Origin of the sequence: Desulfovibrio sp. TomC, from assembly GCF_000801335.2 — a bacterium.
Classification (GTDB): Bacteria; Desulfobacterota; Desulfovibrionia; order Desulfovibrionales; family Desulfovibrionaceae; genus Solidesulfovibrio.
On the sequence record NZ_JSEH01000003.1, the window covers coordinates 253,444 to 265,782 of the forward strand.

A 12,339-nucleotide genomic window follows, 5' to 3' on the forward strand; every position below is an offset into this window, starting at 1 on the left:
GAAGGAAACCGGGCGGGACCGGAGATTATTGCTCTTGCGGCAACAGCTTGAAATCGCCGCCGGCGATGGTGACCATGACAAAGGCGGTCTCGTCAAGACCGTTGTGGTCGGTTGGCGTGAACTTGAAAACACCGGTGATGCCGGGGAAACCGGCGATTTTTTCCAGGTTGTCGCGAATGGCGGCCGGGGAAGCGTCGCCGCCGGCCTTGATGGCCTCGGCCACCAGCATGAGCGCGTCGTAGCCGTAGCCGCCAAAGGCCGAGGCCGGGGCCTTGAAGCGGTCTTCGTAGGCCTTGGAATAGGCGAGGAGCAGGGCTTTTTGGGGATCGGCCTCGGGCAGCTGATCGGCCACGGTGAGTTTGCCGGCCGGGAGCAGCAGGCCTTCGGCCGCTTCGCCGGCCAGTTCGATGAATTTTTTCGAGGCCACGCCGTGGCTCATATAGAGCGGAGTGGTGATGCCGAGCTGGACCCGGTTCTTGGCCACCACGGCCGGTCCGGGATTGGTGCCCCAACAGATAATGGCGTCGGGGTTTGCGCCCTTGAGCTTGGTCAGCTGGGCGGTCATGTCCGTGTCCTTGGGACCGTAGACCTCGTCGCCGATCAGCTCCAGCCCTCCGGCCGGGACCATTTCCTTGAGCACTTCGCGTCCGGCCTGGCCGTAACCGTCGGACACGGTGAGGATGGCCAGCTTTTTGTAGCCCTTGGCCTTGGCGTGGGCCAGGATGCGGCCGACAGCCAGCCGGTCGGACTGGGCGGTTTTAAAGATCCAGGCATTGACCGGCTTGACGATTTTTTCCGCTGCGGCCATGGACACCATGGGGGCCTTGGCGGCTTCGATTTTGGGGGCCACGGCCAGGGAGTTGCCGGAGACCGTGGGGCCGACCACGGCCACGACGTTGTCCTTTTTGAGCAGCCGGTCGGCCGCCAGCACAGCCTTGTTCACGTCGGTCTCGTCATCAAGGATGATGATTTCCACCGGGCGGCCAAGCAGGCCCCCGGCCGCGTTTAGGGCGTCGGCCTGCATTTGCAGGGTGTTTCTTTCGGGTTCGCCAAGAAACGACGCCGGACCGGTGGCCGAGACCACGGCGCCGATGCGGATGGGGTCGGCCGCTGCGGCGGGCAGGGCGACGGACAAGGCGGCAACGAGCAGGATTGTCTGGGACAGCAGGCGCATGAAACCTCCGGGCGTGAAAGTGGCGACGATTCTTCGTATTGAGGCCCGCCCCTATACGACAGTCGCCGCAATTTGACAATAATGTCATAATAACTATTTAGTTTTGCAACTTATTTTCGACCGAAGATGCTGCGCCGGAGAGCCGTTGAGCTGGCGACCCGGCTTGCAAAGGCCCAGGCGGCTGGGTATGGAATGGATACCAACCTGCTTTTTCCTGCTGCAAGGAGTTTTTCTTATGATTGCTGCTTGGCGTGCTTCATTGTTGGCGGCAACGCTGGTGCTGCTTTGTGCCGTTCCCGCCCTGGCCCAGGCTCCGGCCCAGGCCCCGACCCAGGACGCCAAGGCCAAGGTTCCGCCGGCCGCCTCCGAACCGGCCCCGAAAAAGATCGAGGAGGCGGCCGGCAAAAAAACGCCGGTTTCCATCGACCACGACGATTCCGATCCGGTGGGGGCGCGTCTGGCCTACCGGGTAAAGGAACTGCTTGGCCGCTCGTCGCTCATGGCCCCGACCAACCGGGATGAGAAAAAGATCGTCCTGGTCCTTAAAACCAAGGAAGAATTCCCGGGCCGGCCCAATTTGTGCTCGATCTATTCGGTGAGTTGGCTTTTTTCCTCCAAGGAAGGATCGCTCAAATATTTTCTGGCCTCCGAGGCCGGCATCGTGGACGCAAGCAGCGTGGACCAGACGGCCGAAGCGCTCCTTGGCCGCACGGACAAGCTGGCTGCGACGTACGGGTATTTGTTCTAGGCCCCCCTCCCCCGTGCCACGCCGTGGGGCGAGGGCCTCCGCCGATGCGCCACCACCTGTGCCGGCCTGATCCGGGCGCAGGCCTTTGAGAGAGGCCGCCAGCCCAATTTCATAGGACGCACCCGGGTTCTCTGGCCGGGCGCAACCACAAAAAAGGCCGGGAGAGGACGTATCCTCTCCCGGCCTTTTTTTCGGGGCGGGTTGCCTATTTGGCGTGCAGGGCGCTGGCGTCGGAGAGCAGGTCGTTTATGCGGGCCACCATCTGGTGCGGATCGGACAGGTAGCCGTCGAGCAAAAGCGCCGAGTCGTAGAGCTGCTCGACCGCCTTGCCGATGAACGGATCGGCTCCGTCGCGGCGGTAGATGGCCAGCAGATTGCGGATAAGCGTGTGGTCGCGGTTGAGCTCCAGGGCCTTTTTCGGGACCGAGGTGTCCTTGCTGACCAGCCGCATGATCTTTTGCATGCTCGAGGTCATTCGGTCATCCGGGGACACCAGGCACGACGGGCTTTGGGTCAGGCGGGTGGAGACGCGCACGTCGGTGACGCGGTCGCCCAGGATCTCCTTGATGGCCTTTAAAAAATCGTCCAGAGAGCCGGACTCCTCAGGGGTCAGCTCCGGGGCCTTGGGCGTCTCGGCCGTCCCCTCGAAGGCGTCAAGCTCGGCCGCGTCGGCCAGCTCGGCGGATTTCAGCGGCAACTCCTTGTACGTGCCGATGGAATCCATGATGAATTCGTCCACCGGCTCATAGAGGTAGAGCACTTCCAGGCCCTTGGACCGGAAGATTTCCAAGTGCGGGTTGAGGTCGAGCGCCGCCCGGGAGGGGCCGGAGAGATGGTAGATGGCCTTTTGGCCGTCGCGCGCCCGGGTGACGTAGTCGTCAAGCGAGGTCAGGCTCGAAGCCTCAACGTCCTCGTCCGTCTTGTCCAGGGCCGAGGAATCAAAGCGCACCAGCTCGGCAAAGGCGTCGCGGTGGGCGTAGTCGCTGTAGCCGAGCTTGAAGCCCTGGCCGTGGGCCGTGAAAAACGCGTTGTACTTGGCCGGATCTTCCTTGCCCAGGGCCTTGAGCTTGTCGAGGATCTGCTTGACGAGGATGGTCTGGATCTTTCGCAGCACCAGATTTTCCTGGAGCGTTTCGCGCGAGAGGTTGAGCGGCAGGTCTTCGGTGTCCACCACCCCGCGCACAAACCCCAGATATTCCGGGATCAGTTCCTTGGTTTCCCTGGAAATGAGCACCCGGCGCACGTAGAGGTCAAGCCCGTGGTGGAGCTGGTCGCGAAAGGCCATGGGGCCAAGGCCGTGCTTGGGAATAAACAGCAGGGCGGTAAACTGCACCGGCGCGTCCACGCTGACGTGGATGGTGGCCAGCGGTTCGTCGCTGTCGTGGGTCAGGAACTGATAGAATTCCTTGTACTGCTCCGGGGTGACCGAGAACTTGGATTCCCGCCACAGGGCCGGGATGGTGTTGGTCTTGTCGCCGTTAAGGAAAATGGGGAAGGAGATGAAGTTGGAGTGGGTGCGAAGGACGGCTTTCAAACGCTCGGGATCAGCGTATTCCTTGGTGTCCTCCTTAAGCGTGATCTCGATCACGGTGCCGCGCGGCGCTTCGCCCGCAACGTCTTCCACGGTGAAGCTGCCCGAACCGTCGGACACCCAGCGGGCCGGGGCGGCGTCCGGGACAAAGGAACGCGAGGTGACGGCCACCTGGTCGGCCACCATGAAGACGGAGTAAAAACCCACGCCGAAACGGCCGATGAGGTTGGAGGCGGCGTCCTTGTTCTCGGCCACCGAGCGCATGAAGGCTTCGGTGCCGGATTTGGCGATGGTGCCCAGGTGGTCGATGAGCTCGTCGCGGGTCATGCCGCAGCCGGTGTCGGTGATGGTGATGCGCCCGGCATCCTTGTCGGTGGCGATGCGGATTTCCAGCGGCGTGTCAGGGTCGGCGATTGTCGCGCCCCGGCTTTGTTCGAAACGCAGCTTGTCCAGGGCGTCGGAAGCATTGGACACCAGCTCGCGCAGGAAGATTTCGCGGTTGGTGTAAATGGAATGGGTAATGATATCAAGAAGCTTGCGGATTTCAGCGCGAAACTCGTGGGTTTCGCCTTGGGCGGCGGACATGGGCATGTCTCCTTTCTCCGTGATGTCGTGCTGTCTGGCCGAAAAAAAGACACCGTCCCGGCAGCCGGGGCGGGTCTGGTGGGGAGATGTCCCCGGGAACAGGATCGAAACAGAAATAACCCGCCCGGGTGGCCTGTCAAGGTCTGAGCCTGGCCGTGAAACCCGGGTTTTCGGTTTTGTTTCGACCATTGACAGGGGGGCTGGCTTGTTTATGTTTCGCTCAGATGCGTCGAACTGTCAGGAGGAACCCGTATGGTCATCGATTTAAGCCCGTTTTATGGTACAACGACGCCTTTTGATCGGCTTTTCGAGACGCTTTGGCCGTCCATGGCCATCAGTCAGCGCAGCGTGGCCTACCCTCCCGTCAATATCGGCGAGGATGACGCCAATCTCTATGTCCGGTGCGAGATACCGGGCATGGCCATTGCCGATCTCGATCTGACCCTGACCGACTCCAGTCTGGTCATCAAGGGCGAGCGCAAGGCGGAACGCGGCAAGTACTACAGGCAGGAACGTCCCACTGGTGTTTTCCAGCGGGTGGTCAACATCTCGGCCGGCATCAGCCGGGAGAAGGTCACGGCGACCATGCGCGACGGCCTGCTCGAGGTGGTGCTGCCCAAGGCCAATGAGAACCGGCCCCAAAAAATCAGCATCGAGGCGGTGTAGCCGATTGGGGCGGGCCGTCCCGCCCGGGGAGTTCTTTCGGCGCAGGCCGGCCCGTCGGTCAGCGGCCGTGTTGCGGCGGCAGGGCGTGGCCGGATCGCCAGTCCGAGGCGTGACGTAACAGCGCCTGCCCCGGGGCAAGCACAGAGGAAAGGAGAAGGACTATGGCGGATCCAAGTGCACCCAGGCCTGAAGAACGCCGGCTGCCCAGAGTCAAGCCGGCCACGGACATCATCGAAAAGGAAGACGGATTTTATATTTATGTGGACATGCCGGGCGTGTCCAAGGAGCATCTGGTCATCGATCTCAACGAGGACGAGCTCAAGGTGTCGGGCAAGGCTGAGTATGTGTTGCCCGAGGGACAGAAGCTTGGCCACGTGGAATTTGGCGGCGGCGAGTATTTCCGGAGCTTCACGGTGTCCCATATCGTGGACAAGGAGCGCATTCGGGCATCGCTTCGCGACGGTGTGCTGGAACTGCATCTGCCGCGCCAGGAAAAAGTCCAACCGCGCAAGATCGTGATTCAAGCCGGCTAAAGCGGTTTTCTGATGGGTCGGGGTGCGATAACGCGCCCCGACTCGTTTTTTTCAAGGCTTGGAAACGAGAGTACTGTGGGGCTGCGGCGCAGGCATATCTCTATTTCAAAAATGTAATTTACATAAAACGTCTGATGGAAAAGTCACTTTAATCTAACAGAACGGGCCAGTGTATATGCAATTCGTTTTTTGCAATTGACAAAAAACAGCCCAGGCAGGAAAGCTCACTCCTTCGCCAGTATCAGCCACGAAGGAGACAGTATGGACGACCATCTTAAAAGTGCTCTTGAAATCGTGAAAGCCCAAGCGTCAGTGCGCAACATGACCGACGAGGAAATCTCCTCCATGGTGCGCCGCTTGGCCCTTGGCATCCGTGATATCTGCCTTGGCCTGGACGTGAGCGTGGGGATGGGTGAGGCGGCGGAGGGGATGGACCCCAAAAAGGCGGTCAAGGAAAAGTCCATAACCTGCATGGAGTGCGCCAAATCATTCAAGGTTATTACCCGCAAGCATCTCGCCCTCCACGGGTTGACCCCTGAAGAGTACAAGGCCAAACACGGCTATAAGAAGACCATGCCCCTGGTGTGCAAGTCCCTGCAGCGAGAACGCCGCAAAAAGATGAAGGACATGCGTTTGTGGGAGAAGAAGGGGAAAGTTGTGGCCTAAGGCCGGGGATTTCGGTATAGCTGACCACGAATTCGGGAATCAGCTGCGGCGACTCCCCCGGACGGGCGATTCGCTCCCGGGCGGACGTGGCGGGTCCCAACGATAAGGAGAGCCCACGCACATGGCTAAAACAGACATCATTGCCAAGATCCAGGCGAATGCCGGCATCGCCACGAAGGCCGAAGCGGGAAAAGTCCTCGACGCCGTTTTGAGCGCCATTCAGGAATCCCTGGTCGGAGGCGAAGCCTTGACCCTGACCGGTTTTGGCACCTTCAAAGTGTCGGATCGGGCGGCACGCACCGGACGTGATCCCCGGACCGGCAACCCCATTGATATCCCTGCCTCCAAAGCCGTGCGTTTCACTCCCGGCAAAACGCTTAAGGACGCTGTAAAATAGCTTTCCTTCGCGTCCGGCCATTTTTGCTGCAATCGTGGCCGTTTTTTGGGCAAACCCTCTCCCGCTTGCGGGGAAGGGTTTGCCTCTTTTGAGCCATGGACCAGCGGTCTGGGCAGGGAGAGCATGGTGAAACGTATTGCATTGGCGCTGGCCGCCCTGGCCATGACCGCGTTGTGCCTGGAAGGCGTCGGCGCGGCCTGGATGGCGTTGGCCGGCTTGCAGGCCGATGCCTTGCGTCTTGATCTCCTCGATCGGTCCGGCGGGGAATTGCCCCAGTCTGCGGCCTCCCTGACACGCACCGGACGAAGCCAGAAACAAGGCTACATGATTCACCCGTACCTGGGCTTTGTTTACGATGGCCGCGACAGCAAGGCGGTCAATAGCCAGGGGCTTATCGGCCCGGACCTGTTGGACTCCGCCTCGCCGGATGCGTTTAATGTGGTGATCACCGGCGGCTCGGTGGCCGGCGATTTCTTCGTTCTGGAGTGGGACGCCCTGCGTCAGGCCGTGGCCGCCCTGCCGGGGACCGAGGGCCGCACGGTCAAGCTGTTTTGCCTTGCCGTTGCCGGGTATAAGCAGCCCCAGTCCCTGCTCGCCGTGGCCTATCTCCTGTCCCAGGGGGCCAAGATTGACCTGCTGATCAATATCGACGGGTTTAATGAAGTGGTCCTGCCCGGCCATGATCTGGTTCCGGCGGGAATTTCGCCGGCCTATCCCATGTTTTGGCGGGATTTAACCGACGATTTTGTCGACGCCAAATCCCGCAAGCTGCTTGGCCGGCTGGCTCTGTGGGACGAACTGGGGCAGACCTGGGCCAAGGGCGCGATGCCTTTTTCTTTTTCGCGCACGGCGCTCGTGCTATGGCATCTGGGCGACAATCTGCTCAAGCGTGGGGAAGATGCGGCCCTGACCCAGATGCGTGACCGGGAGGCGGCGCCGCTGCCCAGCCCGGCCGGGGTTGATCCCACGATTTCACCGGAGGCGGTCCAGGCCCAGGCGGCGGACATCTGGCTGCGTTCCAGTCTGGCTTTGGCCAAACTGGGCCATGAGGCCGGCTTTGCCTATCTCCATGTGCTCCAGCCCAACCAGTATCCCGAGGGGGCCAAGCCGCTCTCGGCCTGGGAGCAGGCCAAGGCCGTTTCCCCGGACCCGGCCTTTGGCGAGGCGGTGCGCAGCGGCTACCGGGAACTCGACAAGCGCATACCGGCGCTGCGTCAAGCCGGGGTCGCCTTTGAGGACGCCACCCGGCTTTTCGCCGACACGCCTGGCGATGTTTTCCGCGATACCTGCTGCCATTTCAACGAAGCCGGCAATGCCTTGCTGGCCACGCGGGTGATCAAGCGCCTCCCCGAGGTGTTGACGTCCCCGACCGGCCCGGCCGGCCCGTCCGGCCAGGACGCGCCAGCCCGGCCGTAACCGCCGTCCCCCTTTGCCCGTTGGGGGCCTCAGGCCCCTCTTCTCCCGCCCTACTCGGCGGCATTGCCCGGTCGCGGCAAAACCGCTGGTCCCGGTCAAGCACAAACACCAGTGCTCTGGCCCCCGGACGCTTCTCGTCTTCTTTTTCGCAACTTTCGCGCATCGCCCTGGCAACGCCCACAGTCAAAGCAAACTCCCCCCAGGAGGGGATTCCAAAGGGACTCAGTCCCTTTGGCCGCCGGAGGCATCTTCTGCCTTCTCTCCCCTCTCTACGCCTTCCGGCCGAGCAGTTCGAAGCCTGTTTCCGGGTCTTTGGCCCGGGCCAGGTCCGTGCCGGTGATCTCGATGACCACCACCTCAAGGATTTTCCAGACATCCAGGCCCGGGCGCACGCAGCCGGTGCGGGTTTCGCCGGCCCGGCCGAGGGCGGCGTGCATGTGCAGCCGGGGCATCCCGTCGGCGTCGGGAAAGAGGGTGCCCACGGCTGCGGCCTCGTGCACGGCGTCGATGGCCGTCAGCATGGCCGTTGGCGGCATGGTCGTGCCGTCTTTTGGACCGGTGACCAGCCGGCCGTTTTCCAGGCCGCCCAAAGCGGCCACCAGGGCCGAGGACACGCCGCGGGTCTTGGCGAAGTCCTCGATGGCGTCCGGGATGCGGTCCCCGTCGCCCAGGCGCAAAACGAACACGCGGCCGAGCCGGCCTTCGGAAACGATCATACACCACCTCGCTTGGCTTGGCCCCAAGGCCGTATGTTGCATCGGAAACCGGTCGCCGGCAGGGACGGCCGGGGCGCCGGACCTTCGCCGGCGCGGCCGAAAAAAAGGGGAACCGGGCAATGTCCCGATTCCCCCGACAGGTCAGACAGAGGGCGATCAGCCGAGCTTGTCGGCCACCATCTTGCCGATGGTGCGGCCCATTTCCGTGCACACGGCCAGCTGCTCGTGGGTCGGCACATAGAGCAGGCGCACCGGATCGACGGGCATTTCCATACCCATCTCGGCCAGCCAGCCGGCAATGTCCTTGACGGCCTCGCCGCTCCAGCCATAGGAGCCGAAGGCCCCGCCGATTTTGCCCTTGGGCTTTAAGCCCTTCATGTAGGTCAGCATGTCGGCCACCTTGGGCAACATTCCGTTGTTGTGGGTGGCCGAGCCCACAAAGACGGCTGCCGCGTCCCAGACCTCTTCCATGACGTCGGAATGGTCAAAGACGTGCAGGTTCATCAGTTTGACCGTCAGGCCATGCTCCATGAGTCCGCTGGCAATGGCGTGGGCCATGTGCTCGGTGGAATGCCACATGGTGTCAAAGACCAGCACGGCCTTCTTCTTCTGCTTCTGGCTGGCCAGTTCCTTGTAGCGTTCGATCACCCAGGCGGCGTCTTCGCGGGTACGGAACAACAGGCCGTGGTCAGGGCAGATGTAGCGGATATCCAGGCCCATGGACTCGATGGTCTCGATGGTCTTCTGGGCGATGGGGCTAAAGGGCAGGACGATGTTGGCGAAGTAGCGGTCGAGCTGCTTGCGCAGCAGGCTGCGGTCCACTTCGTCGGCAAAGCGTTCGCTGGTGGCCCAGTTCTGGCCGAAGGCGTCGGAGGAAATGAGCACGCCGTCTTCGGGGATAAACGTGGCCATGTTGTCGGGCCAGTGGAGCATCCGGGTCTCCAGGAACTGGAGGGTCCGTTTGCCAAGGGAGATGGTGGAACCGGTCTTGACCACTTCGATGGGCCAGTCGGCGCAGGCAAAATGCGCGCGCAAGGCCCGTTCGCCCATGGGGGAGGTGAAGATTTTTTCCGGTTTGGTCCGGGCCACCAGTTCGGGCAGGGAGCCCGAGTGGTCCATTTCCACGTGGTTGATGATGAGATAGTCGACGTCTTCGGGCTTGACCACGTGGGCCAGGCGACACAACATTTCGTCCCCGTGACCGGCTTTGACCGAGTCAAACAGGGCGACTTTCTCGTCCTTGATCAGGAAGGCGTTGTAGGTTGTCCCGGTGGGGGCGGTCATGTAGCCGTGAAAATCACGGCATTCCCAGTCGACAGCCCCGACCCAGTAGACATCCTTGCATATTTCAACGGGTCGCATTTGCAAATCCTTGAAACGCCGCATCGGATGCGGCGAAAAGAGACGGGTTAGGCCTTGCTGAATTCGCTCTTGGGAGCGCCGCAGGTCGGGCAGACCCAGTCCTCGGGAACGTCTTCGAATTTGGTGCCGGGGGCCACGCCGTTGTCCGGGTCGCCAGCGGCGGGATCATACACATAGCCGCAGATGTTGCACTCGTATTTGTCCATGCTTGTCTCCGTTGTCTTGATGTTGGCCGGCAGCCAGTCCTTATTTGCCCTCAGCGCCGGGTCCGCCCGGGGCGCCCTTGCCTGAGCGGCAACAAGGTCATTATCCGTCGGCGCGACAGAGGCCTTCTGGGCCAGGGTCGCGGAATCGCGTCACGGAATCGGCCATGCCGACAGGACGCGCGAGGCAAAAATACCGATCGCGCACGGACAAGTCTATCCTTTAGTTTACCCCATATTGTCAAGCGCGCCCGTCACCGGGTCCTGTCTTACTCTTCCCGGAACTGCTCCACGAGTTTGGCCAGATGATTGGCCATGGTGCGCACTTCGTGAATGCGTTCCCCGGCTTCGGCAATACGCCCGGTCAGGTCCTTGGAGAGTTCATTGATGTGGGCCACGCTGCCGGAGACTTCCTCGCTGGTGGCGGACTGCTCTTCCGAGGCAGTGGCGATGTTGCGCACCATGTCGGCAATGCGGGTGGCTTGGCCGACGATGCGTCCGAGCACCGCTCCCGATCCCTCGGCCATATCCGCCGTCCGTTCCACCCGGGTCTTGGTTTCGCCCATGCCGGTGACCACCTGCCGGGTGCTGTCCTGGATCTCGCCGACAGCCGAGGCCACTTCGGCCGTGGCGGTCATGGTTTTTTCGGCCAGTTTGCGGACTTCGTCGGCCACCACGGCAAAGCCGCGTCCGGCCTCGCCGGCCCGAGCCGCCTCGATGGCGGCATTGAGGGCCAGGAGATTGGTCTGGTCGGCGATGTCGCCAATCACCGAGAGCACCTGTCCGATGTTTTGCGCCCGCACCTCAAGCTCGCCCAGGGAAGCGGCCAGATCGGCGGTGCGCTGCGACACCAGCCGGGTTTCCCGGACGGTCTGTTCGACCTCCCGTCCCCCGGCTTCGGCTTCCTTGGTGGCCGTTTCCGAGGCCCGGGCCGTGTCGCCGGCATTTTTGGCCACTTCCAGGACCGTGGCGTTCATCTGTTCCATGGCCGTGGCCACCCGCTCGGTCTCCTGGGCGGTGTTGGCCACGCCGGAGGTCAGTTCCTCCATGCGGGCGCTTAAGACATCCGAAGCGCTGGAAAGCTCCTGGGCCACGGCAGTGACCTCGTCGGCCACGGCCAGCAATTTTTCGCGTTGGGCCTTGATGTGGTCCTTGTCGCGTTCCTCCTGGGTGAGGTCGATCAGGACGCCGATGACGCCCACAACCGCGCCGGCCGCGTTTTTGAGCGGCGAGATTTCGTAATGCAGCGGGAAGAGCCGGCCATCGGAGCGGGTAAAACGGGTAAAGCCGCTGGAACACTCGCCGGTGGACAGCACGGCGGCGCAGCCTGAACGGCCGTCCTCGCGCAGGAAGCTGTCAGTGACCGGTTTGCCGAGCATCTCCTTGGCGGATTTGCCGAGGATGTTGGTCAGCGGCGTGTTGACAAACTCGAAGCGCCGCTCTTTGTCGGCCACGAAGATGGGGATGATGACGCCGTTTAAAACGCCCCGGTTGTATTCGAGCTGGTCCTTGATGGTGCCGACCATGGCCGAGAGGTTGCCGGCCAGGGCGGCGATTTCGTCCTGGCCGGGATCGTCAAAGGTGAGGTCGAGGGCCCCCTTGGCAATCTCGGCCGACAGGGCGGCGATTTTCTTGACCCGGGAGACCACGGCGAATTTCATAAACAGGAGCAGGGTGGTCAACAGCGCCGCCAGTCCGCCAAGCGACAACCCGGCGGCCTTGTATTGGTCCGCAGTCAGCCGGGCCATTTCCGGGGCAACGTCCTGGACCACCACCATGGCTCCAAGGATGGGCTTGGACACGCCGTGGCAGTGGTGGCAGTCGGGTTCATTGCGCACCGAATTGACGGCCACAAACGACGGCACCCCGGCCCAGGACAGGATCTCGCCGCCGTGGAAGTCCTCGGCCAGGGCCTTTTTGACCAACTCGGCCACGGACGGGTCCGACGTCACGCGGGCCATGTCCTGGCGCACGGCGGCGCTGTCGGTGGCATAGGTCACGTTGGCCTTGAAATCGGTCAGGAACACCCGGATGTCCTGGTGGGCGGCGGCAACCTTGGCAAACTGGGATTTGGTCTCGGCGTTTTTGCCAAGCCGCATGGGTTCCTCAATGGCCATGCGCAGCATGTCGCTTGAGCGTTTGGCCGCCCGGTCGATCTGGGCCACCGCCCCCTGGCGTTGCCAATACGAATTGGCCAGAAACAGTCCGGCAAAGGCCAGTATGGTCAGCCCCGAAACAAGCAGCAGCACCTTGATCCCAAGCGAACGCGCAACCACATTCATCGCCGGCCTCCTCATGGGGCGGCCCGTCAGTCTCCCGGGGCAAACGTCGGGGCAACCTCC

The 12,339-nt window shown here is 62.4% G+C and carries 12 protein-coding genes; 6 read left to right on the forward strand and 6 right to left on the reverse strand.

Translation table 11 applies throughout. The features are described from left to right. Positions 1–25: 25 nt before the first annotated feature. Entirely contained in the window at positions 26–1,174 is a 1,149-nt protein-coding gene (locus NY78_RS04365; protein ID WP_043632144.1) for an ABC transporter substrate-binding protein, read from the reverse strand. A 235-nt stretch (positions 1,175–1,409) separates the two neighbouring features. On the opposite strand from NY78_RS04365, the gene NY78_RS04370 reads away from it, so the two are divergent. Next, positions 1,410–1,922: a hypothetical protein gene (locus NY78_RS04370; protein WP_043632145.1), complete on the forward strand. Its 513-nt coding sequence runs from the start codon at positions 1,410–1,412 to the stop codon at positions 1,920–1,922. Between the two features lie 205 nt (positions 1,923–2,127). Here NY78_RS04370 and htpG read toward each other — a convergent pair whose 3' ends face one another. After that, positions 2,128–4,038, reverse strand: coding sequence for a molecular chaperone HtpG (gene htpG, locus NY78_RS04375; protein ID WP_043632147.1), 1,911 nt, complete (start codon positions 4,036–4,038; stop codon positions 2,128–2,130). A 252-nt stretch (positions 4,039–4,290) separates the two neighbouring features. On the opposite strand from htpG, the gene NY78_RS04380 reads away from it, so the two are divergent. The 5 genes from NY78_RS04380 to NY78_RS04400 all read left to right on the forward strand — a co-directional run bounded on the left by NY78_RS04380 (position 4,291) and on the right by NY78_RS04400 (position 7,716). Continuing rightward, positions 4,291–4,704, forward strand: coding sequence for an Hsp20/alpha crystallin family protein (locus NY78_RS04380; protein ID WP_043632148.1), 414 nt, complete (start codon positions 4,291–4,293; stop codon positions 4,702–4,704). Positions 4,705–4,865: 161 nt separating this feature from the next. Next, the gene (locus NY78_RS04385) at positions 4,866–5,237 is read left to right on the forward strand and encodes an Hsp20/alpha crystallin family protein (RefSeq protein ID WP_043632149.1); all 372 of its coding nucleotides are present in this window, start codon (positions 4,866–4,868) and stop codon (positions 5,235–5,237) included. 261 nt (positions 5,238–5,498) lie between these two features. Further along, a complete protein-coding gene (locus NY78_RS04390) occupies positions 5,499–5,903 on the forward strand; it encodes a MucR family transcriptional regulator (RefSeq protein ID WP_043632151.1) in 405 nt (134 codons plus the stop codon). A gap of 121 nt (positions 5,904–6,024) precedes the next feature. After that, the gene (locus NY78_RS04395; RefSeq protein WP_043632154.1) at positions 6,025–6,300 is read left to right on the forward strand and encodes an HU family DNA-binding protein; all 276 of its coding nucleotides are present in this window, start codon (positions 6,025–6,027) and stop codon (positions 6,298–6,300) included. A 126-nt stretch (positions 6,301–6,426) separates the two neighbouring features. Beyond that, positions 6,427–7,716 (forward strand): hypothetical protein, encoded by a 1,290-nt coding sequence (locus NY78_RS04400; RefSeq protein ID WP_156180863.1) that lies wholly within the window; start codon positions 6,427–6,429, stop codon positions 7,714–7,716. A 269-nt stretch (positions 7,717–7,985) separates the two neighbouring features. Here the strand turns inward: NY78_RS04400 and NY78_RS04405 are convergent, their stop codons facing one another. The 4 genes from NY78_RS04405 to NY78_RS04420 all read right to left on the reverse strand — a co-directional run bounded on the left by NY78_RS04405 (position 7,986) and on the right by NY78_RS04420 (position 12,279). Continuing rightward, positions 7,986–8,432, reverse strand: coding sequence for a PPC domain-containing DNA-binding protein (locus NY78_RS04405; RefSeq protein ID WP_043632161.1), 447 nt, complete (start codon positions 8,430–8,432; stop codon positions 7,986–7,988). A gap of 156 nt (positions 8,433–8,588) precedes the next feature. Next, positions 8,589–9,794 (reverse strand): FprA family A-type flavoprotein, encoded by a 1,206-nt coding sequence (locus NY78_RS04410; RefSeq protein WP_043632162.1) that lies wholly within the window; start codon positions 9,792–9,794, stop codon positions 8,589–8,591. 47 nt (positions 9,795–9,841) lie between these two features. Then, positions 9,842–10,000 (reverse strand): rubredoxin, encoded by a 159-nt coding sequence (rd, locus tag NY78_RS04415; protein ID WP_043632165.1) that lies wholly within the window; start codon positions 9,998–10,000, stop codon positions 9,842–9,844. Between the two features lie 266 nt (positions 10,001–10,266). Then, the gene (locus NY78_RS04420) at positions 10,267–12,279 is read right to left on the reverse strand and encodes a methyl-accepting chemotaxis protein (protein ID WP_043632166.1); all 2,013 of its coding nucleotides are present in this window, start codon (positions 12,277–12,279) and stop codon (positions 10,267–10,269) included. Between the last annotated feature and the right edge of the window lie 60 nt (positions 12,280–12,339).

Excerpts from the sequence above, each read along its gene's own strand:
- NY78_RS04385 (WP_043632149.1), top strand. The coding sequence starts at position 4,866 with ATGGCGGATCCAAGTGCACCCAGGCCTGAAGAACGCCGGCTGCCCAGA.
- NY78_RS04365 (WP_043632144.1), bottom strand. The coding sequence starts at position 1,174 with ATGCGCCTGCTGTCCCAGACAATCCTGCTCGTTGCCGCCTTGTCCGTC.
- rd (WP_043632165.1), bottom strand. The coding sequence starts at position 10,000 with ATGGACAAATACGAGTGCAACATCTGCGGCTATGTGTATGATCCCGCC.
- NY78_RS04395 (WP_043632154.1), top strand. The coding sequence starts at position 6,025 with ATGGCTAAAACAGACATCATTGCCAAGATCCAGGCGAATGCCGGCATC.
- NY78_RS04420 (WP_043632166.1), bottom strand. The coding sequence starts at position 12,279 with ATGAATGTGGTTGCGCGTTCGCTTGGGATCAAGGTGCTGCTGCTTGTT.
- NY78_RS04370 (WP_043632145.1), top strand. The coding sequence starts at position 1,410 with ATGATTGCTGCTTGGCGTGCTTCATTGTTGGCGGCAACGCTGGTGCTG.
- htpG (WP_043632147.1), bottom strand. The coding sequence starts at position 4,038 with ATGTCCGCCGCCCAAGGCGAAACCCACGAGTTTCGCGCTGAAATCCGC.
- NY78_RS04405 (WP_043632161.1), bottom strand. The coding sequence starts at position 8,432 with ATGATCGTTTCCGAAGGCCGGCTCGGCCGCGTGTTCGTTTTGCGCCTG.
- NY78_RS04390 (WP_043632151.1), top strand. The coding sequence starts at position 5,499 with ATGGACGACCATCTTAAAAGTGCTCTTGAAATCGTGAAAGCCCAAGCG.
- NY78_RS04410 (WP_043632162.1), bottom strand. The coding sequence starts at position 9,794 with ATGCGACCCGTTGAAATATGCAAGGATGTCTACTGGGTCGGGGCTGTC.
- NY78_RS04380 (WP_043632148.1), top strand. The coding sequence starts at position 4,291 with ATGGTCATCGATTTAAGCCCGTTTTATGGTACAACGACGCCTTTTGAT.